Source organism: Mucilaginibacter sp. RCC_168 (assembly GCF_041355315.1).
Classification (GTDB): domain Bacteria; phylum Bacteroidota; class Bacteroidia; order Sphingobacteriales; family Sphingobacteriaceae; genus Mucilaginibacter.
On record NZ_JBFUPN010000011.1, the window covers coordinates 50,101 to 72,900 of the forward strand.

Sequence of the window (22,800 nt, forward strand, 5' to 3'; positions counted from 1 at the left end):
CATTTCCTCCCGCTCTCGTTATTTTATGACCTAACTATTTAGGGTAAATCCAACCATGGACAAAATGCTCTGTTCAAGACTTTGACCCTTTTTTATTAAATAGCTCATTAGTTGTCAGGGCGGATCTGCACTATGTTGCTTATTTGTATGTATATATCGAAAATCCATTTACTTTCCTGGATGCCGAACACGGATATAAATAAGAGAATTTTGTATTTTGTTCTGACCATTAATCCTTACCTGTTTGACCAGTATTTTTCTATTTCTTCTAATGTTTTACCCTTTGTTTCAGGGATAATCTTCCATATAAATAAAAATGAAAGGACCGAAAAACCCGTAAATAGCCAAAATGTATAAGCGCCCCCTAATAGCTTTAAGAAAGCTGGAAAAACCAGGGAAACTGCAAAAGTTGAAAGCCAAAGTGTAAGAATGGCAACTGAAATAGCCTTTGCCCGCACACGGGTCGGGAAAATTTCGGCAACCACAACAAAAGTCAAAGGCCCAAGGGAAATACCGAAGAAAGAGATATAACCTAAAATGGATAACACTACCCAATACCCTTTTGTCATATCCATATAAAAGAAGATTCCAATTAAACCAAGGAAGATTGCCATTCCTGCTGAACCGATCATCAGCATTAACTTTCTCCCCAGCTTATCTACGTACAGAATAGCAACAACAGTTGCAAGTATATTGACAATACCGATCACGATTGTTTGCAACAAGGCCGATTTAACACCATCTCCGGTTGCCTTAAATATTTCAGGGGCGTAATACATAATAGCATTTATTCCGGTAATCTGTGAAAAAAAAGCTAACGCTATACCGATGAAAGTTACGATGCGTAAACCCGGCTTCCACAGATCAGAAAATGAGCCTGTTTCACCATGTACTGATACCTTGATCGCCTCTAACTCTGCGGCTGCCTGCTCGGGTCTGTTCAGCTTATTTAAAACAACGGCCGCTTCCTCCCAACGCGACTTTTGGGCCAGCCAACGGGGGCTTTCAGGCACAAAGAGCAGTAATAAAATAAAAATAACGGAGGGGATAATTCCGGAACCGAACATATAACGCCACCCTACATCAATTGTCCATGATTCATTATTTAACGAAGCGATATAAGCATTTACAAAAAAAATCATTAAAATACCAGTCACTATCCCTAACTGGTTAATAGCAATAAGACGCCCTCTTATTGCTGGAGGGGCGATCTCAGAAATGTACATTGATACCACCATAGAAGCAATACCGATTCCAAGACCTCCAATCAGTCTAAAAAAAACGAAATAATATAAGTCCAATGGGATAATTATACCAAGAGAAGAAACCGCAAAAAGTATCCCGGAAATTATCAATACTTTTTTTCTCCCTATCCGGTCAGACATAACCCCGCCTATCCCGGCCCCTATAACACAACCGATCAAAGCACAGGAAGCAATCCAACCCATCATCGCCGGTGACAATTGATATTTTTGCTGTATAAATCCAATGGCCCCGGCAATAACTGCGGTATCGTAGCCGAATAGTAAGCCGCCTATAGCCGCAACAAAAGTACACCGGTATACATAATTTGAATGTTTCATATCTAAGTCTTATAAGTGCGAACAGGCCTTTTCCCTTTTTTGAAATACAGGAATTACCCTGGCTGGTTAAAAATTTATCAGGTGCGTTAAAAAGTATAAATGGTTGTGTTTAAAAAACTAAAGTATCATCGTATAGTTCCTTAACATCAACTTTGGGTACATGCCTTGTTAAAGCTTTCAATTCTTTGTCCCCGTCAAATAAAAGGGGAAAGAAACGGCTATCCAGTAATTCATCCTGCACCATGGCTGGAAAATGCGCTAACTCTTCCATCCTGTCATAGCCAGCGATATTACCCAATGTACGATGATCCATGGCATTAAGCACAACTGCTCTTCTGGGTCTTTCTGAATAATTTGAGTAAGATCCGTGCATCATTAATGGATGATGAAAACTTGCATACCCTTTTGGCAGCTCATTAGCCACCCTTTTTTCAAAGATGCCTAACTGTTCTTCATTTAAAATTTCCGTCACCGCATTCATATCTCCTGTTAATCCGGTAATAGGCAGTAAACCCCATTTGTGACTTCCCGGCACAAAATAAAGGCATCCATTTTCTTTTGTAGCGTCATCCAGGCCTATCCAGCAAGTGAGATGATGCATAGGCTTAGTAAAAGTCCAGTAAGAAAAGTCCTGGTGCCAGGCTACAACCCCGCCATGTTTGGCAGGCTTGCAAAATAGCTGATCGTGAAATAGCCTGAAAGACTGCCCGAGCAGTTGATACGCAGCCATGCGGTATGCCGGGGACCAAATTAAATCATGAAATCCCCGGGTTACCCTCCATGCACCAATGGCATGAAACAATACTTTTTCAGGATCTTCAGATTCATTAGTTTCATAATGATAAAACAATTCTTTTTCTTCAGCAGTTAAAGACTGCAGTCTTACAAGTTCGTCATTCAGTATGCTTACCTGCTCTTCGGTCATGATCTTAATACCGTTAACAAATCCATTGGTGGAAAAAGACTGAATTTGCTCTTCGGTTAGCATGTATTGCTCCCAATCTTTTGCATTCTTCGGTTGTTCAAACATCCTGCTGATAGGGTGACTGTAGCTTGCAAGATCGTTAGATAATGTAGTTTTTAAATCTTTCATAATTGCTCATTAAAAAAAATCAAAGTTTTCATGATATGTTCCTCCCAATACGGCCAGTCGTGAGAACCAGCGAATTCGTAATAGGCATGCGGAATATGATGTGTTAACATTTGTTGATGCAATACCCTGTTATGTTCTAGTAAAGGATCTGACGTACCACAATCAAATCGGATCATTGGAAGTATATTTCTGTACTTGAGCATCGTATCGAACACCGAAAGTTCGGTTGAATTCTCCTCCAATAAACCGGTTAGATCATCCCCGGAAAAATCACTCAGTTGTCTGGCATCCGTCATAGAAGACAAACCCGAGACGGCTCTTATCCGGTTTCCATATTTTGCACCAAGCCTTAAGGCGCCATATCCGCCCATGGAAAGACCGGCGATAAATAATGCTGAGCGACTGCTCGTTTCTTTTATAGATTGGGTAACAGCGTTGATAACGTCAGAGATGATCCATTCTTCAAAATCCTGATCCTTATGCCGCATGTATCCACTGCCATGTCCCCATAAGCCATCTGAAGGCATAACCAGTACCATAGGCTTTAGCAGCCCTTCATTAATGCCCGCCATTGCCTTAAGATGCACACCCGCAAAGTGAGTCCAGGCCCAATGGCTGGCATAAACTCCGTGCAAAAGCAAAACAATTGGCAAACTTTCATAGTCGTGGCCAGGCGGCACAAATACTGATATATCGCCCCTTCCTTTTAAATTTTCACTTATTACAGTTATTTGTCTGAGGTTGTCACGCTCAAACCTTGGATCCGAAATGGCAATATCACTTGATGCTCCCATATTAAAATACGATTACTCCTTTAGCGATTGTACCTGCATGCATGTCCTCAAACGCGTTGGCCAAGTCTTCCAACGCATAAGTCCTGGTAACCATTTCGTCAAGCAACAGTCTTTTGTTCTTGTATAAATTCAGCAGTATAGGAAAATCTACCTGTGGCCTGCTCTTTCCATAAAGCGGGTTGAGGTAAACCTTATCCCACTGAAATAATTTCATATCAAAAGGGATCGTATCATCTATACCGCTAACCTGAACTGCCATACCGGCATTTCGAATAAATTTTAACGGAGCCGCACCCAAAGCAGGAATCGCGGTACATTCAAAAGCATAATCTGCCCCGCGGCCATCTGTTATGGCAAACACCTCCTTCACGGCCTCTTTTAGTTCAGTATCATCTTTCGATGGTTGTACGAAATGAGTGGCGCCAAAGAGCTTAGCCATTTCTAAACGTGAAGAATTAATGTCAACCGCAATAATTTTGTCTGCACCGGCTATTCTGGCCCCCTGGATAACATTTAATCCCACCCCTCCTGTACCCTGTACTACAACAGAAGAACCAGGTTTAACCCCGGCTACATTAACCGCAGAACCGTAGCCGGTAATAACACCACAACTAATGATACTTGCTGAAGCAAAGGGGATCTCAATATCATATTTAACTACTGCCTGTTCTTTAACAACGGTATAAGTGGAGAGCGTACCCAGGTTAAAGGAACGCCTGATACCCTTATTTTTATACAAGGTTCGCTCTAAAGGAACATGCCCTTTAGACATTATTGACCCGTAGTATTGATCGCCGGAAATTACCGGAGAATTATTTTCACAAATATTCTGGTTACTATGAATACATTGAAAACATACTCCGCAAGGCATCCCCCAATTCAAAATAACTTTATCACCTGGTCGTACAGATTGCACATTTTTCCCAACCGCTTCCACAATTCCAGCGCCTTCGTGACCAAGGATAAGTGGTGCTTTCCAACTTAATGAATCAAAATCGGTGTGACAAAGCCCGGCCGCCATTAATTCCACTAACACCTCACCCTCTTCGGGAGCGTTCACCTGAATTTTCTCAATAGAAAATTTCTCACCAGGCATTGATATCGCCGCTTTGGCGTACAAACTACTTCTCATATTTTCAGATTATTTATAAAAAAACAGTAACTGCTTATCCTTAAAAGGATGATAGCTGCGTAATTTCATTATATTGATTCTTTGTCCTGACATGGCGATCTGCGATATTGTAATTTCATGATAAAACACTTAAATAAAATAATGCGCAGCTGTTGATAGACCGTTTCAATTCAATAAAATAGAAGTCGGTGCGTAAGCCTGAATATCAACATCAATCTTTCCATCTTCAATATTGAAAGCATTTCCAATTTTTTGACCGCGCAGATCACAAAACTGAGCTGTCTTAAATATCGTGTGTTCTGGTAACGTAATTATACATCTTCCTGATTTCCCCGCTTGTTCCCACAATCTTAAAATAATTCCGTCCCCGTCGGGGTTGTTACCGAACGCTGTCACCATTATACCCTTTTGTGATAATTGAACGCCCGTTGCTGAGACAGGGAGCGAACCCCCACTATCATTTACCAATGCTGACAAAAGAGGGTTGCGATTTTCTTCAGAGGGAGTTATGAGGGATGCTTCATTATCAAAATTACTTGCAGCCCACAGATAAACCTTTGCTGACCATGAGCCTTCAACCCATTCAGTGAAATTGGTACTCCATAGATTATTGTAAAGATTTATAAATACGTTAGCATCTTTCGGAACGAAATGGTCTGAAAATTTCCAAAGTCCGGGTCTCCCCAGACTAATACCGGGAGCATCAGGAGAAGAAAGAGCAAATCCGCCACCAGTCCCATTTATTATCGCCATACCTGAATTGAGGAAGCAATAATCAAAATTACTGCCTTTGATGAAATCTTTAGCAGGATCGACAACCCCGCCAAGCCGCCCTAACTTAAATATTGGCGTACTAACATTGAATGGGAAGCTTAACCACCCGGCTTCTGGCCATGCGTCAGCAGGTTTTGCATTAATACTCCATGTTAATTCTGCATTCGGTGTATTAGTGTATAAAGTCACTGTGATGCTGTAATTGTGTGCAAGACTTGGTGTTGCGGAAAACAGCATCGTCGCACTTACCGAAATGGGGGTTTGAGAGAATATTATTTTTGCGTTCCTCCCACTTTCCCTCATGTGCGGCTCGTTTGTTAAATTTGGCCTGCCTAGTTCTGCGTCTGCCCATTCATGTCCTGCTTTGACATACGTTTTAACGTAATCATCAGCATCCTTTTTGCTAAAACGTTCATATACATATTGACCAAACCCATATTTGCTTTTTTGGTCAATCATTTCTTTGCCCGAAATTTTATCGATGAGAGAGCTTAAAGTACCTCTTGTAGTATCAAATTGTATTCTTAAATATTTATTCTCAATAATTTTAAAGGCTTTGTTAACTGACAGATCCTTCACGGTATTTAATTGACCATCATTCAGCAAAATGTAATTGCGGTACCCTGAGGGTGGCATATCATGTGCAAAAAATTGAATCTGGTTTTTTTGGTTTGAAACTGGTATTATTTCTCCGGTTATAACATCTTTTACAGCATTGCAGGGATTCCAATAACTGCTTTCTTTAATGGTAACAATACCACTACGCTTCCAGGGCAGCGGATTATAAACAAATATTCTCTTACCCTTAATCTGTACTTCCTGAGCAATTTCTCTTAATTGGCGGTTGAGTGAGGGGCTGACAATTTTTTCAGCATCAAACACGCGGTCACTTTTTTCTTTCCAGGATTTTTCAATATCGTCGTACGCACCATTAGCCCGTTGCATTTGAAATTCATTGCCATAAGACCACGTACCGTTGCTTCCGTGACTCAATGCCATTCCGAAGGTATGTTCGTCAAACAGTAAGTTATTGGTATAAGCATCTGATAGTATCCCGGAGATATTGTACCCTTTTTTTGTCCATAAATTATGTAGCGTATTTAATGATTGTAATGCGAATAAATTGGTACTAACTTTCCTGGAATCCTTCACTTCCCGCGGCATTGACATGAAGCCATGTATCCATGTATCAGGCATATCCCCGCGCACTACTGGCAATTTAGGATTCTCCTTAATTATGGCATCATAGAAGTCCGATATCCTGCCAATTTTCACCTTGGCATAAGGCGCATATTTGCTAAGCTCTGCAAGATACTTATTAACATCTTCCGGAGATGGTGGCCCTGAATTGTCATTTGTCTGCATTATCGCCAACCAAGTTTTATATGGCCAGTTATCAGGTGGAAGCAAAGATGTCCCGTAGTATTTAGGCGAGTACATTGTCATTAATTTTGAGTTGTCCGGTCCCTGCCACCAGAAAAGAAGCGGTACATCAGGCGATTGTGATGCAGGATTGCACCCTATATGAAGTATTTTCACCCCAGCATGAGTTAACAGTGTCGGTAATATCCATGAGTGACTGGGAACATCCGACATTTTTGCATCGTATGGCAATGGCAATCCATAGTTTCTTGAAATTGAAGAAGATATATTTAGGCCGCGGACAAGCATCTCTGGATCACTTGACTCCGTTTGTAAACTAAATGGCAATGCATGAATCACAAAATGACCATCTTTTAAAGCGCGCTCAACTTGTAATTTTACTGCCGGCAAACTTTGCGTCAACATTTTACTCATAGGCCAGCCAGACACGGTCCACACAAATTGTTTTTCTGGTGGCACTTCTTTGTTTTTTTCAATCACATCAAAAGCATTCTGCATCATAGAAGTACTGTACTTTTGAACTACAGCTTCAGCAAAATCAGTATACCCGATATCAAAATGCGTCTTAAATACCAGAATAATTTCCCTTATTGACGTATCTACTTTGGTTTGTGCAAATGAGGATGTAACGATTGAAAATGACATCAACAAGAAACCCAAGGCTTTTTTTCTCATATAATTATTTTTATTAAAAAGATATATCTACTTAAAATTTTTATTTGCCCGTTCTTAAAATAAAGCTTTATGGTGGGTTTAGTTATTTAACAATTTTTTTGGGGATAAAGCAATCCCGGCTATGCCGGGATTGCCATCAACCAAATCTCAAGATCTCACCCTTGAAATATTTTTCAGCCCCCCTGCTTTTTGCTGTCGCCCCCTCGCAGGAAAGGCCGTCTTACTATCTGATAAATAATTTCCCATTGTTACTTTAGCGTTTATAATTTATTTACTCCAATACAAAACTTGCCGGTGCATAATGTCCCAAGAAAAACGTTAATTTACCCTTAGAAACCGATAGCTGTTTCCCGCTTTTTTCACCACGCAGGTTTACAGGAGTCGCTTTTGTGTAATTTGAACCTTTGGGTAATGTAACTGTAACAGAAGCTGAATTACCTGCCTGTTCCCATAAGCGCAGCAGTGTGCCTTTGTTGCCATCAGTATCTTCACCAAAAGCGGTAACAAGTACACCTTTACGTGAAACTGAGATGCCGGTTTGCTGCGCGGGCAGTATTTTGCCTTGCCCATTTGCGGCAACAGCCATTAATGGAGTTCTCGCTTCCCATGATTGTACAGCGAGATTCTCTGCTGTTTTTTCTCCTTTCTTGATGCTCCAGATGCGTACCCTTTCGCTCCACGATCCTTCGGTCCAGTATGGGAAATTGGTATTCCACATATTGTTGTACAGATTCACAAATACAGCGGGCTGTTTTGGAAAATAATCATAATCATATTGCCAGAGTCCCGGTTTGCCAAAGCTAAGCAAGGGTGCATCGATAGCACAAATACCAACACCCGATTGATCTGAAGCAACAAGTGACGCCCCTGTTTGTACACCGTATATATAGCGGTTACCACCAACAATCTGATCTTTTGCTAAATTCATAGCCCCACCCAAACGGCCTACGAGATACTTTGGCTTATGCACGTTAAACGGAAAGCAAAGCCATCCTCCCTCTGGTACGGTGTTGGGAGTTTTATTGGTAACATCCCACTCCACATCCACATACGCAAATGCTTTTGGAAAAGTAAAGCTGATAGAAACCGATTCGGCGATAGGATTTGCATTGTTTGTAACCAGCGTAACCTTATCAGCGACGGGTGATTGTTCTACTTTCATTTTCCAATCGACAGGCGTCGTAGCCGAATAAGAAATATCCTGCGGCAAGTTTGGTTTAAGGCCTGCCAGCGGATTATTCATTGTATAATTTCTGTCGTGGTAATCTTTGGTTTGTGCATAGCTGAAACGTTCATGCAGAAACTGGCCAAGCACATAATTGGAATGCTGATCAACCAACTCTTTTCCGGTTGCTTTTTCAATTAACGAAACAACTCCGCCTTTCTTCGTATCAAACTTTACTGTAAAAAAATTGGTATTGAGAATGGTTGTATTAGCATCCGATGTAGTAAAGGTTGATGCCCGATTTCTGATTACTTTGTAACCATCTGCAGGAATATTTTTGACCGCTATTTTTTCCCCATTAAAATCAACCATTCCGCTTCGCATCCAGGGCAATGGATTGTACACCACTATGTCGCCGACATTCGCCTTTATATTGCTGGCCAGCAGGTTAATACGGGTATTGAAATTTGTTCCAATAATGCTGTCTGTTGTATTAATGTATTGTGCCTTGTCTTTAAAGCTGGCTTCGAATTTCTCATAAAAGCCTTCTTTTCTTGCTTTAATAAAATCCTCATTGTACTTGTATCGATCTGCTACCGGCACTTCTGTTTTTCCGTCTTTTGAAAATACACCGGTGCCCGGTGCCCATGCACCAAAAGTATGCTCACTAAAGAGCATACTGTTTTCGTATGCCTTTGCCAAAGGTTGTGCTAATGATGTGGTTGCAACACCCCATGACTTCAATTCTGTGTTCAATACATCCAGAGCTGGTTCAAGCGGGCGAATATTCCTGGCAGTTTTTGATTCCTGAGGCATCGCCATTACACCGTGAATCCACGGATCAACCATATCTCCACGAATAGTGGGTACCTGCGGATTTTCGGCCAGCAGAACTTTCGCATATTCATCCAGGTCAGTTAAATGCAGGCGAACACCTTTCATTTCGGCTGCCTGCTTTTTCACCTCTTCAATTTCTTTGGGTGAAGGGGGGCCTTCATTGTCGTGCGTCATAATTACGGCGAGGTAATTTTTAGAAGGCCAGTTCTCCGGAGGTTTTACGCCAGAACCATAATGCGGCGTATAGTTGCAAAGCACTTTTGATCCATCGGGCCCCTGCCACCAAAAAAGTTGCGGCAGACGTACCGGTTGAACGGTATAGTTACAACCAATTTGTATAAATTTAATACCCGCATGATGTAGCAAGGTAGGTAATAACCAACTGTGCGCTGGTACATCTGTCATCTTTGCCGCAATCGGTAATTTATGACCATACTCCCTCGCAATCTGGGAAGAAAAGATCAGGCTCCGTACATAATCTTCCTGTTCCATCACATCCGATTCAATAGTGGCCGGTAACGCGTGTACACTTATAGCGCCAGCCCGGATGGCCTGTTCTACTTTTTGTTTTCGTTCGGCCGTTTGCAACGGACCAAGAATAACTGCTTTCATGGGCCAGCCGGCAATCGTCCATCTAAAGCGCTCATCAGGCGTTCTTTTCTTATCGGCCTCTATTAAGCGGATGGCATTATCCATCATATCTTCACGATATTTCTTAAATACCGCGCTGGCAGGCATGGTGTACCCCAGATCGCAATGTGTTTTAAACACTACCCATACATCAGTAACTACAGGCGCCTTTTTTCCTGGTAGTAAATTCGAGGGGACGGGCGCTTCTGGTATAGGAGAAACGGGTTTGTCTTGTGCGAATGTTCCTGTTGACAATATCAACATAGTAAAAACTAAAATCCTGATTTTCTTTCTCATACGTATTTACTTCCTGGTTTATAATTACCTCGTTTAGATTTTTTTTAAGTATTCCGACAATGCCGGAAATACTCATCAACTAAATCTCAGGATCTCATCCCTGAAATATCTTTACCCTTTTGCTTTTTTATCTTCGACGCCCAACAAAAAAGATCACATTACAATCAGAATAATAATTTCTGTTTTTACTATGACCATCCGATTTACTCTAATACAAAACTTGCCGGTGCATAATGTCCCAGAAAAAACGTAAGAGTACCCTTAGAAATCGAACGCTGTTTTCCGATTATTTCACCACGTAGATTTACCGGGGTTGCTTTGATGGAATTTGAACCTTCCGGCAATGTAACCGTAACAGAACCCGAATTACCGCCTTGCTCCCACAAGCGCAACAGAGTGGCATTTTGATTATTGTTGTGTGTTGCAAATACAGGATTATTGGCACTATTATGACGATAAGCAGTAATTTGGATACCTTTCCTTGAAACAGAAATCCCGGGTTGCTCAGTTGGAAGATTGCCTGCATTCCCATCGGCTTCGCCTACCAATAATGGAGTAGTTGCTTCCAGAGCCGGAGTAACCAATCTTGATTCTACCGTACTATTTTTCGTAAAGGTCGATATCCTCACTTTGGAGCTCCAGGTTCCCGGATACCAGTAACGATAGTTGGTATTCCATTGGTTATTATAAAGATTAAGATAAATAACCGCTTTATGCGGAATGAACTCCTTAGAAAACTTCCAGATGCCGGGTCTGTCCAAACTGATCAGCGGGTGATCAAAGGGAACAAAAGCTATTCCGGCTCCGTCATGACCGGTTATCGTAACCCCAGTTCCAACAGCATACATATCTTTATCTGCACCTTCCTGAATATCTTTGGCCGGGTCCATCATGCCTAAACAGCGGCCTACCGTAAATTTAGGTGTGTTTATTTTAAACGGGAAACAGAACCAATCAGCTTCAGGCCAGTTATCTTTTGCTTTGTCCTTAATCGTGATCTCCATATCCACAAAAGGCTTATCATTTTGTAGTATAACCCGCAATGAAGAGGCAGGAAAATGATTAGCAGTATCTGCAGGCATATCAATAATGCCTGTTTCCTGATTAACTTCTTTAATGATTTTTAAACTGCCATTTTTTGATAATGCAGCACGGTAAGGAATCTGCTTTTCTGAGATCATTCCAGGCTTGTATAAACCCGGATGCAGCCATACTCCTTTTGCGCCAAAGATGTCCATCGCACGCCCCTGCTGATATTCAGTATCGTATTTTACGGTTTGTTCATAAGTAAACCGCTCGTTCATATACTGCCCCATGCCCTGTTTAGCATTGCCGTCAACCCATTCTTTTCCGGTACGTTTGTCAATAAGGGATGAAATACCGCCCCGGGTTGGATCAAACGTGATTACGAAATACTTATTCTCGATCTTGTTTGAATTTAACTCAACGGCAGCTTTTTCCACCAGATCTTTTTCGGTAAAGGTTTTGTAACCACAGGAAGGGATATCCTTAGCATTAATATATTTATGATCACGGCCTGCTTCAACCCACCCTGATCTGCTGTAAGGAAGCGGGTTATAAATTATATAACGTTTACCTGGCTGATTAACATTTTGAGCGAGGGCCGACAGGTTATCTGCCAGCAGGGATTCTATAATATGCTGTGTTGTATGAATATAATTGGTCTTATCTTCCCATGATGCTTCCAAATCTTTATATGTTTCGGGTGAAAGGTTTTTAAATGCCTCTCCGTATTGGTTTACAGAACTGGCTCCTCCCCAGGTATGTTCCGCATACAATAACACATTTTCATAAGCTTTTGAAATATCTTTGGTTGGATCAGGAACATTTATATTCCAGTTTTTAAGTTGCGTGTTCAGCCCCTCGACGGCTGGTATAAGTGGATTAATATTGCGGGAGATTTTCATTCCACCGGGGTCGCTCATATTACCCTGGATCCAGGTGTCTGGTGCATCTGTTTTTACAATTGGTAATTGAGGATGTGTTTTTAAAACAGCGTCGGCAAAATCTTCCAGGCGCCCTACCCGAACCTTCACACCCGGCATTTTTTTTGCGGCCTCATCAAATAATGCTTTTACGTCTTTTGGACTGGGCGGACCCGAATTATCAAGGGTGACAAAAATAGCAGGCCATACTTTATAGGGCCAATTAGCAGGTGGAATTAGATTCTCTCCTACGTATCCATCTTTACCTCCCCATGCCTTTGGCCATGACAATCCTGTTGCGGTCCCGTAAATAGTCGAATAAAGCGTCAAAACACGGCTTCCATCAGGCCCTTGCCACCAGAAAAGGGGTGGATATTTTACGTATCCACTTGGCCAGTTGCAGCCAATATGCATAAATTTCACCCCGCCTCGTGCCAAGCCTGTTGCCAAGAGACTTGCCTGAGAAGGCACATCCGTCATTTTTGCTCCGCGCGGCAACGGCAAACCATATTTCCTGGAAACAAAAGAAGATGATTCGTATGACCTCGCAATATCTTCGGGAAACAATATTTGTGATTGAACGGAGAAAGGCATGGCATGGGCTACAAACCGCCCTGACTTAAAGGCATCTTCCAATCGTTGGTGGCGCTCGGGTGTTTGGCCGGGCCAATCTTCCAATACCTTAGCCATTACCCAGCCTGGTGCAGTCCAGGTAAATTGCTGTGATGTGGGCAAATCTTTGGTTTTGTCCATTATATCCAAAGCCTTATCGATCATTTCCGTCCGATAATATTGTACAACATCTTTAACCCGATGTGTATAACCAATATCAAAGTGCGTTTTGAATATCACTATAACCTCTTTAACATTTGGATTTACAGGCGGTAAACCGCGACGCTTATCCTGCCCCAAAACTATTATGCTATGGAGTAATAAGATGCCTATCGCTATTTTTTTCATAATTGCTTATTTTCTGATTCTCCCCGTTTTGTTCTCATTTTTCATAAGTGAGAAAGTGGTGCTATCACGGCACCACTTTCTTTAAAGGCAGCGACCTGAGATCTATTACTGTTAAAGTATTTGTATCTTTTTATGTCTTAGTATCCTGTATTTTGCGTAAGCTTAGGATTGGCTTGTATTTCAGATTGAGGCAAGGGGAATAGTAAATTTTTTGTCTGAAAAGTGATATTCGATCCGTAAGGAAAGGTATATCCTACCAAAGGTACAAATGCATCATTTTTGGTATCGTAAGCCATACGGGTTCTAACCATGTCAAACCAAGTTATATTTTCATAACAAAGTTCATGATTCCGTTCACGCCAAACGGCTTGACGAAACTGACTTTGACTGAGCGCTGTCAATGGGGCTAACCCAGCTCTTGATCTGATTTGATTCAAATAGGTATATGAATTAGCATCTGGAGTTCCATCCGCTTCATTTTGGGCTTCTGCACATAAAAGCATAATGTCAGTCAAACGAATTATTGGAAAGCATTTACCAGATTGTGTGTTATTAGCATAACTTACATTATCAAAGTATTTAAAAATATGCTGTCCCTCACTAAATACAACATCTGCACCTGATCCGTGATTTGCGTAATGAGAAAAGAAGTATTGATCTTCTTGTCCTCTTTTATCGCCAGGCTTGAATGATTTGTAAAACGTTAAATCTGGTGTTAGCGCACCGTTACCTGAATAAACACCGCTTATGGGCTGAAACAATGGAAGTGTCTGGGCAAACAATGGGTTAGACAGATCTTTGCTTGAAAATTGGGCCATAAAAATATTCTCCATCTTATTGTCATTCGACGGGTCACGGAACTGATCATAATTGCTGTACAACGTAAACTGATTTGACGAAATAACTTCCAGTGCTTTTTGTTTGGCTAAAGCGTGTTTATCTGCCTGCTGCAGGGGATAACCGGCCATCGTTTCATATACCTTTGCCAGCAATCCTTTTACCGCCCCCAATGACACTCTTCCTGTTTGATCTGCAAACGGTAAGCCGCTTTGCTCTGCCGATAATAGATCAGGCACAATTAATTTCTCATATATATCTTTAGTCGGGTTTCTTGGAATTTGTGAATCTGCAGTGCCAGTTGTTGGAGTAGTTAATAATGGTACATCTCCATAAATCCTTACCAAATTAAAATAAAACCACGCTCTTAAAAATTGAGCTTGCCCAACTAACTGACTCTTTTGAGTAGCAGACACGACTGAAGCTGGCATAGCGGAAATATTGGTAATTGCCAAATTCGCTGCGTCAATACCCTTATAAGATGTCCTCCACCATTGACGTACATATAAATTCGCAGAACTTGTATTTAGGTGTAGTAACTCTTGATTGTTGGTCGACTGGCTGATATCAGTGTTGGACTGACCTGTTGGCATTTCAAGCAACAGCAAACCTAAATCATCAAAATTACCGCCCTGACTGTATAAAGTACTGATTGAAGCGTAAATACCGTTAACAGCATTTTGTGCCTGAACAAGACTTTTATAGTAATTGGCTGGAGTATAGGCGCTTGGTGGATTCTCCTCAAGGAATTTCTTACAGGATGGCATCGCCAGAAAGGCGAATGCAATGACTGATAGTTTTATTATTTTTTTCATGACTAACAAATTTTACAGGTTGATATTATTTAATGTTCATGCTTAATCCAAGATTGAATATTCTTGGCCTGGGTTCACCATACAAATCGATACCGTAGGCAAAAGGTAAAGACGGCGCCCATGATGATGCCTCAGGATCGTGGCCGATTTTATACTTTGTAAGCATAAAGAAGTTTTGCAAGCCAGCAAAAACCCTTAATGAACTCATACTGAATTTATTAGCAATAGATTGCGGAAAAGTATAGCCCAATGTCATGTTTCTGCCTCTGATAAAGGATCCGTCGTATACGTACCTTGATGTTTGGAGCAGCGTAGACCCATGGGGGTCGTTATTCAAGCGTACATAGCCTACGTCCGTTTTTTGATTTGCAGGTGTCCACGCATTACGAACGGTTGTAAAAGCATTAGCATAGGTTTGTCTCTGTTCCTGAATAAGAACTCCGATGTTAAAGACGCTGTTTCCCTGGCTAAAGCCTATATCTAAGGAGAAATCAAAATTTTTGTACTTTAACCTATTAATAAATTCTCCTGTATAATTTGGATAAGAGTGCCCAAGTATGGTTTGATCTTTGGAATTAATTTGGCCATCATTGTTTAAGTCAACTACTTTAATATCGCCAGGCCTTTTCCCGTACTTTGCTGCTTGTGCAGCCTCATCTGAGCCCCAGGTGCCATCTTGTTTATAGCCCCATAAAGATCCTACCGGCTGTCCTACTCTTAAAATACCTATTTGGTCAAGAACTGACGGACCTGGAAATATATCTTCATTGTTAGTTCCTAATGCCAATACCTTATTTTTGTTGAAAGCAAGATTTAATGTGGTGCTCCAGGTTAAATCTCCAGTCAAATTATTTGAAGTAATTCCTAATTCAAGGCCCTTATTACCGACCGAACCAATGTTTTTTAATACGTTATCATAACCTGTTGACAAGGGAACCGGCGCATTAAGCAGCAAATTATGGGTTACTTTATTATAAACATCGGCAACGATATTTATACGCCCATGAAATAGATCCAGGTCCAGCCCTAAATCAAGCTGATTGGTTTGCTCCCATTTTAAATCCGAATTGGGAATAACACCCTGCACAACCCCGGCTGTCCTTGTACCTGAAAAAATTGCGTAATTTGTACTTAGCGTACTGAGAGACCGATAGGAATCTATGGAGGAATTTCCCGTACTTCCGTAACTTAATCTTAGCTTTAAATTGCTGATCAGCTTGCTGTTCTTTAAAAAATCTTCTTGTGAAACGCGCCACGCAATTGCCGCCGAAGGGAAAAACGCAAACTTATGATTTTCACCAAACACTGATGCTCCATCGTAACGGCCGGTTGCGGTGAACAAATATTTGTCTGACAAAGAGTATACTACCCTGCCAAAATACGAATTGGTTTGCTTTTTGTAAGCAGCAGACGTTGGCGGATTAGCAATGTTTGCAGCGCCTAAATTATTAAATAAAAAATAACTGCTATCAAAACCGTTAACACCGTCCGCAAAGGTTTCATCAGAAGTTTGTGACCACTCTGCACCCAGCGTTGCGTTAATTTTATGGATCCGACCGAACGTGTTATTGTAAGTAAAATAACTTGAACTTTGCCAATACAGGTTTTGATCTGTGCTTATAGATGCATTAATACCATTATATTGACCTCTATCCAGCAGATCAGAGCTATAAGCGAAATTATTTTTACTTGAATTCACCTGACCTGACAGACTCGTTTTGAAACTCAGGTTCGGAGAAAGAACAGCCTCCAAATAAGTGTTAGCGAAAGTAAGCGTCCGGTGGGTTAGGTCAAGGTCATTAGTAGCGTCTGCAACAGGATTGGCCGGAGTACTTTCACCTAATAAATGCATACCGTCGGATCCCCATTTTCCGTTAGGGAGTTTTACAGGAATATAAGGCAAAGATTCCAAAGCCATCCTCTGTACACCATAGCCAAACCCATCATTAGTTTTTGACAGATTGTAAATCCCTGATATGTTTAACCCGGCATTAAGCCATTGGTTTATCTTTGAGTCTACGTTTAGCCGGGCAGAAAATTTCTTATTATAAGTAAATAACGACAATGGCCGATCATCCTGATAACCAACAGCTAAGTTAAACTTAGAAGCATCAGTTCCACCACTTACAGACAAATTATGATTCTGTGAAAATGTTGGTTTATACACTTCTTTCTGCCAGTCTGTATTATACCTTGGCGTATTATCTGGCTTAAACAAATCCGGTTCAAGTACGCCGAAATTAGGATAAGGCACACCTGAATTGGCATAAGCTTGTTTTTCCATAGCCTGGTATTGGGTTGAATTCAAAACCGGGATCTCTCTTTGTAAGCTATTGAACCCCCCTACCGCATTGTAACTTAAAGTGGTTGGCCTATTATAATTACCTTGTTTTGTAGTAATTATAATTACGCCGCCAGAACCGCGTGCTCCGTAAATTGCAGATGCTGATGCATCCTTCAGTACATCAATTTTGTCTATATCATTTGGGTTTATCGCACTGTAATCAGCCCCGATAACGCCATCAATAACAAATAAAGGATTATTGGATGCGTTAATAGAATTGAAGCCTCTGATATTGATTCTATAATCACCTGTTTTGCCTGAGTTTTGAGTAATGTTTACTCCGGGTACTTGACCTTGTAAGGCACCAATGGCATCAGGTGACGATCTTTCTGTGATTGCTCTGCTATTAACTGAGCCGATAGATCCTGTAACATCTATTTTACGTTGTGTACCATAGCCTACAACTACAACTTCTTTCAAAGACGAAGACTCCTTTAATACTATCGCAGAAGAGAAAGTCTTGGAAGCAACATCAACCTCTATTGCCTCATAGCCGACGTAAGTAACTGTCAAAACAGTTTTCCCAGCAGGTAGTTTAATTGTAAATGCACCATATTTATCGGTTAACGTACCGGTACTTGTCCCTTTCACCCTTACTGATGCGGCTACCAGAGGTGTTCCCCGTAAATCCTTTACTGATCCTGAAATGGCTTGCTGGGCGAAAGCCTGTTGAATGCCTCCTAAAAGACAAAGCAATACAACGACAAGCTTCATTAGGGTTCCCAGCCCTGCATTTGTGTTGCATTTTTGTAAAAAAAATCTCATAAAATTGGTTTATAATTGGTTTATAATTAATTAGGCAAAAAGTTTAATTCTCTGGATCAGCAAGTTATGGCGGATATTTTAAGCAAATGCCAGACTCACCACACATAGAGGACTTTAGGATAATGATCTGAATCGTTGTCATCTATATCTGCTTTAAAAATGCTTTAATAACTTTTGCCCGTCCCTTACCCTGATTAGTCAGTTTATAATTTTTTGCCGCAGCCGGGATTACAAAGGTCTCAGCATAGGCCAAAGTCTGTTTAGTACCGTTAGCCGTTTCTACCAAAACGGCATCGCCTTCAACCAGCATCATCACATGGCAGCCATTATTGGTATCAATACTGATGGTGTTATCAAACTCAATTCTGTGTACATCATAAAAATGTTGCTGATGAGTTGGAAGGTGAACCAGCTGCCAATCTTCGCCGTCTTCAATAATCTGTGGCTTTGCAATAAGTTCCTCCTGCACACGATTTCCCTTCCGATCAAAATCGAGATTCTTAAATGCATGTTCAATATTGATCGGCCGGGGATTCCCATCCATATCCAACCTTAACCAGTCGTACATTTTAAAGGTGAATATGTACGGTGTTGCACTTATTTCAAGCACCATATTGTTTACCCCTGCGCTATGAATGGTTCCGTTCGGAATTAAAAACAGGTCATGCTTTTTTGCCGGAAGTGACTGAACAAAGTCATTAATCTTTACTTCGACATTTCTATTTTGACTATCTATTAAGATATTCTTAAAGGAAGCTGCATCAATATCTTCCCGAAAACCAAGATATACCTGGGCATCGCCTTTACAATCAAGTATATAGTAAGTTTCATCCTGGGTGATATTTTCGCCAAAAAGCTCCTGAATATATTTTAAGCGGGGATGGCACTGTATTGATAAGTTGCCACCATCATAGGTATCAAGAAAATCAAACCTTATCGGAAACTCATCTCCAAATTGAGCAGCATGCCTGCCCAACACTTGCTCTTGATTACAAAACATCAAAAAGTCGAAGGAGACTTCAAGTAAATAGCCATTACTTTCAAAAACCAATCCGTTCTCGGGAACAATCAGTTCAAATGACCAGGCGTAGTTTTCTACTTCTTTATTTACCTGGGACAGATGTTGTTTTATCCATTGTCCGCCCCATACGCCTGGCTCAAACCAGGGCCTTACGCGGATAATGGATTTACTAACCTGATTTAAACCTTCGATAAGGTCAGTTTTTAACATCCAGTTTATTTCATCAATCCATTGCCCATCAGCAATAACAGTGATTGTATCGAGTATCGATTTTTTATGCTGGTTTAGTAATACCCAATCCACAAAGTAGAACCTCTTATACATTGAAATGGGGTCAGATAACCGGTTGTTCCCTAAATTGGTAATCGAGCCCGCCCGCATTCGGTATTGCAATTCATTTTTTGGCAGATCGATATAGATTATCGGCACATTCCAGTCTATCAGTGACGCACCCGACCCCACAACAATATTAATATCATATCCTTCATCGGGCGATTGTGCCGAGAACTCATCCTCAAAAAGATCTTTAAGCGTCAGTAAACATTTTGTTCCCCAAACCGATTCCGGTTCACCTAAAAAAGGGCTTACCATAGCGTCGATTTCTGATACGGGTTTTAAATATGCGGCAGAATAAATCCAATTGATTGTTAACCCGGCGTTTATAATTTGTTGATTTAACGCGGACTGAACCCTACCCCAAAAAACTCCCACATAGCCGTCAATAATCACGTTTTTTTGTTGAACGATCCATTTGGCCAAGGAGGCATAACCATTAAATATCTTGTCCTCACCAAGTGAATGAGCCGGATAAATATTATAAGTCATCTCTGTATCCGGTCGATTTAACGTGCCAGGCATTAGCCTTTGCGAAGATTTGCGAAGCAGTATATGCTCCGGCATATAACCATTCACTTGATCAGTAACCTTATTTGAATTCATTTCTTGTTATTAGTAGTAATGTATGTACATATTTTATCTAAAAACATATCCTTTTCTATCTCAAAGCTTTAACTATCTGTTTGTTTCTGTTACAAAATGTTGGCTCCCTGCATGGAAGCTTAATTTCTAAAGCGAAAAGTATTAATAAATCTATGCATTTAATATCACATCACTTGTTGGTATACAACTGCAGGGCAAACAGTTACCTTTATCAACTGCCACCAGTGTTTGATGTGTATAGCGTACATTTCCTTCCCTTATCTCGGTAAGACAAGTACCGCAGTCACCGAAAAGACAACCAGAGCTTATTTCTATGTCATTCCCTTCCGCAAACTCCAGTATAGATCGGTACCGATTATCCCATAGTATCTTTTTACCCGACTGTAAAAACTCTACTGAAAAGTCAGCATTTAGTTTTAAACTTTCCTGACCGGATAACGGCACCGGCATTTCTCCTGCCAAATTCTCTTCATTTTTATGATTAAATGACTCCGTATGGATATTTTGTTTATCAATGCCTAATTTTTCTAGTTCTCCGGTAATATAGGTCATCATTGCGCCCGGCCCGCATATATAATAATCCAAATAGATCTCTTTCGTTATTTGTAATATGGTTTGTACGTTTATGAACCCTCCATAATCATAATGCAGCCCTTGTACATCACCGGAGTTTTCCTTATTATAAAAGGTGGTAATACAGCTATTATTATGCGCATCACTAATTTGCCGCAATTCCGTTTGAAAAGCATGTTCGCTACTTTCATTGACTCCGTAAAAAAGATAAACCATTTTGTCCGGATTAGATTTGGCAATTGATTTAATGATGCTTAGCAACGGTGTTATACCTATCCCGCCGGCAATTAAAACAACTGGTTTATTATCTTCAGGATTTAAATAAAAATCACCTGATGGTCCTTTTGCTTCCAGAATATCACCTTCCTTTACACAATCATATAAATAAGAAGAAGCTACTCCTTCCGGTAAATCAAAATTCTTACCGGGAGGAAGTTCTTTTTTTACCGATACCCGATAATATTCGTGATTGAACATATCAGAAAAGCTGTAATATCGAAATACAGGAACCTCATGACCAGGGATGTGCAGCTTGAACAGCAAATGCTGGCCTGGCAGAAACGAAGTTAATGGAATACCGTCTATTGGCGCCAGGTACAACGAAACGACTAAGCTACTTTCTTTAACTTTCCCGATAACTTTATACATTCTGTATGATTTCATACGCTATTTTTAAGAAGGAAAAACATCTGATCATTTCATAATGCTTTCCTGTCAAATAATTAAGATCTGTTCTATACCTTTTGCTGATCCGGCCGGGATTCCCTGTAACTGATATCAAAATTCAAAACCTCGGGGTCGGGTTCTATTTCCCAGTGTTTGCATGCCTCGGAGTAAATCTCGGGCCACCAATTGTGATGCTTTGTCCTCCCTTCCTGCTCAAATTGATCGTACCGGTTAGTTAACGCCTTGTCCCAGGCTCTGTTGCCAAATTCCAACGCCTTGTCCTGCCCTCCTAATTCAGGTACAATCCAGTCACGACCGATACGGGCATGTAATACCTCATCCGCCCAATCATAATCCTGAATTAATTCTGTGAGTCTGTTTGTTGTGGCAACGGCAACTTCCCACTCGTATTTTTTCCCGGTCTTCGCCGGCATTAATCCTTGTTCAATATAAAACAGAACCGCATGGCGCTCTTTATTACTTAACTCAGTATTAAGGATATGGCACCAGGTGACATCCATCGGTATTTTCTTCCAATCAATATCGAGCGACGCAAATCCTACCTCGCCCATCATGGCGTGTCTGGCTTCATCCCATATCTGACGAATCATTTCCCTATAATATTCCCAGGGCTTATCTTTGGTTTCATGCACGATGCTGGCCATCATCTCTGGTACATTAATTTCGCGCATGCGCTTAAAATAAAGCATAAGTGTTTTAGGAAGGGCATCAATATCCCTATCGAATAAGAAGGCTTCCGCATTAACCCGCATATTATATCCATCGAAAAAACGTTCGTCTCTTTGAGGAATAAAATCAAATAAGTAAGCTTCTTTCCAGAATAATTCATCAGACGCCACCACAGAAACTGGCTGTGTTCCGTCCAAGCCGCCCATTGAATTCAGACCTATTTCAAGATAACACATCCAGTCATGATACGCTATCAGATCATCTGCAGAAATTAAAGCCTTGATAGCTTTTTGTCCGTAATCCTCAATTTCTTTTATATCTGACAATGCCAGTTTGCATATCCTATATGTCGGATGATCAAAAAGCTTATTATTGTCTGCAATATGTCGTTCCAGACCACTCACAAGCGCTGGAATGATGTATTGGTAAATTCCTAATATCAGCGCTTCGGTGGTAGGGGCATTCTGAATTTCATTTAGTACAATGTCCATGGCAACATGGGGCGTTTCGTCCATGCCATAAGGAGGTTCGCGCATTTCCCTTACCCGGTTAAAAAACGGCTCTACGTGCTCTGCCAACAAATGCGCATGCATACTAAATGCCATTTTCAACTCATATATAGGCATCGACGTGATCCGTCCGATCAGAATAAGGCTTAAGCGTTTTGCTGTCCAATGATATCTTTTTAGTCTGTTCACACTTTCGGATACCGTTAAACCTTTATCAATTGCATCCTCCATTTTGTGGAGGCCAACGATTGCGGGTAATCCTTTATACCCCTTATAATCAGTAGTTACTGGCATGAAATTTAAATTGGTTTAAACAAAAGTATTTTAAACCAACAGATATTATCGCCCCTAATTGGTCAATTTCTTCCTCTC

12 protein-coding genes are annotated in these 22,800 nt (G+C 40.9%); all 12 read right to left on the reverse strand.

Features of this window, described 5'->3' with window-relative positions; genetic code table 11:
• Positions 1-236 precede the first annotated feature (236 nt).
• Complete coding sequence (locus AB6735_RS12000) at positions 237-1,583, reverse strand: sugar porter family MFS transporter (protein ID WP_370996167.1); 1,347 nt, start codon at positions 1,581-1,583, stop codon at positions 237-239.
• A gap of 109 nt (positions 1,584-1,692) precedes the next feature.
• On the reverse strand, positions 1,693-2,676 hold the full coding sequence (locus tag AB6735_RS12005) for a phytanoyl-CoA dioxygenase family protein (protein WP_370996168.1): 984 nt from the start codon (positions 2,674-2,676) through the stop codon (positions 1,693-1,695).
• A complete protein-coding gene (locus AB6735_RS12010) occupies positions 2,673-3,470 on the reverse strand; it encodes an alpha/beta hydrolase (protein WP_370996169.1) in 798 nt (265 codons plus the stop codon). Before AB6735_RS12010 ends, AB6735_RS12005 begins: the two co-directional genes overlap by 4 nt.
• A gap of 1 nt (position 3,471) precedes the next feature.
• Positions 3,472-4,602 carry a zinc-binding dehydrogenase gene (locus AB6735_RS12015; RefSeq protein ID WP_370996170.1) on the reverse strand — a complete coding sequence of 377 codons (1,131 nt, stop codon included), beginning with the start codon at positions 4,600-4,602 and terminating at the stop codon, positions 3,472-3,474.
• 165 nt (positions 4,603-4,767) lie between these two features.
• Positions 4,768-7,434 carry a hypothetical protein gene (locus tag AB6735_RS12020; protein ID WP_370996171.1) on the reverse strand — a complete coding sequence of 889 codons (2,667 nt, stop codon included), beginning with the start codon at positions 7,432-7,434 and terminating at the stop codon, positions 4,768-4,770.
• A gap of 271 nt (positions 7,435-7,705) precedes the next feature.
• Complete coding sequence (locus AB6735_RS12025) at positions 7,706-10,363, reverse strand: hypothetical protein (protein ID WP_370996172.1); 2,658 nt, start codon at positions 10,361-10,363, stop codon at positions 7,706-7,708.
• A 203-nt stretch (positions 10,364-10,566) separates the two neighbouring features.
• Complete coding sequence (locus AB6735_RS12030) at positions 10,567-13,269, reverse strand: hypothetical protein (RefSeq protein ID WP_370996173.1); 2,703 nt, start codon at positions 13,267-13,269, stop codon at positions 10,567-10,569.
• A 137-nt stretch (positions 13,270-13,406) separates the two neighbouring features.
• A complete protein-coding gene (locus AB6735_RS12035; protein ID WP_370996174.1) occupies positions 13,407-14,921 on the reverse strand; it encodes a RagB/SusD family nutrient uptake outer membrane protein in 1,515 nt (504 codons plus the stop codon).
• A 25-nt stretch (positions 14,922-14,946) separates the two neighbouring features.
• Positions 14,947-17,979, reverse strand: a complete 3,033-nt coding sequence (locus tag AB6735_RS12040; protein ID WP_370996175.1) for a SusC/RagA family TonB-linked outer membrane protein — start codon at positions 17,977-17,979, stop codon at positions 14,947-14,949.
• Between the two features lie 193 nt (positions 17,980-18,172).
• A complete protein-coding gene (locus AB6735_RS12045; RefSeq protein WP_370996176.1) occupies positions 18,173-19,990 on the reverse strand; it encodes a class I mannose-6-phosphate isomerase in 1,818 nt (605 codons plus the stop codon).
• 150 nt (positions 19,991-20,140) lie between these two features.
• Positions 20,141-21,226 (reverse strand): 2Fe-2S iron-sulfur cluster-binding protein, encoded by a 1,086-nt coding sequence (locus tag AB6735_RS12050; RefSeq protein WP_370996177.1) that lies wholly within the window; start codon positions 21,224-21,226, stop codon positions 20,141-20,143.
• Positions 21,227-21,297: 71 nt separating this feature from the next.
• On the reverse strand, positions 21,298-22,722 hold the full coding sequence (locus tag AB6735_RS12055; protein ID WP_370996178.1) for a hypothetical protein: 1,425 nt from the start codon (positions 22,720-22,722) through the stop codon (positions 21,298-21,300).
• Positions 22,723-22,800: the final 78 nt, after the last annotated feature.

What these genes read in the sequence shown, in the direction of transcription:
- AB6735_RS12000 (WP_370996167.1), bottom strand. Translation starts at nt 1,583, where the DNA reads ATGAAACATTCAAATTATGTATACCGGTGTACTTTTGTTGCGGCTATA.
- AB6735_RS12005 (WP_370996168.1), bottom strand. Translation starts at nt 2,676, where the DNA reads ATGAAAGATTTAAAAACTACATTATCTAACGATCTTGCAAGCTACAGT.
- AB6735_RS12010 (WP_370996169.1), bottom strand. Translation starts at nt 3,470, where the DNA reads ATGGGAGCATCAAGTGATATTGCCATTTCGGATCCAAGGTTTGAGCGT.
- AB6735_RS12015 (WP_370996170.1), bottom strand. Translation starts at nt 4,602, where the DNA reads ATGAGAAGTAGTTTGTACGCCAAAGCGGCGATATCAATGCCTGGTGAG.
- AB6735_RS12020 (WP_370996171.1), bottom strand. Translation starts at nt 7,434, where the DNA reads ATGAGAAAAAAAGCCTTGGGTTTCTTGTTGATGTCATTTTCAATCGTT.
- AB6735_RS12025 (WP_370996172.1), bottom strand. Translation starts at nt 10,363, where the DNA reads ATGAGAAAGAAAATCAGGATTTTAGTTTTTACTATGTTGATATTGTCA.
- AB6735_RS12030 (WP_370996173.1), bottom strand. Translation starts at nt 13,269, where the DNA reads ATGAAAAAAATAGCGATAGGCATCTTATTACTCCATAGCATAATAGTT.
- AB6735_RS12035 (WP_370996174.1), bottom strand. Translation starts at nt 14,921, where the DNA reads ATGAAAAAAATAATAAAACTATCAGTCATTGCATTCGCCTTTCTGGCG.
- AB6735_RS12040 (WP_370996175.1), bottom strand. Translation starts at nt 17,979, where the DNA reads ATGAAGCTTGTCGTTGTATTGCTTTGTCTTTTAGGAGGCATTCAACAG.
- AB6735_RS12045 (WP_370996176.1), bottom strand. Translation starts at nt 19,990, where the DNA reads ATGAATTCAAATAAGGTTACTGATCAAGTGAATGGTTATATGCCGGAG.
- AB6735_RS12050 (WP_370996177.1), bottom strand. Translation starts at nt 21,226, where the DNA reads ATGAAATCATACAGAATGTATAAAGTTATCGGGAAAGTTAAAGAAAGT.
- AB6735_RS12055 (WP_370996178.1), bottom strand. Translation starts at nt 22,722, where the DNA reads ATGCCAGTAACTACTGATTATAAGGGGTATAAAGGATTACCCGCAATC.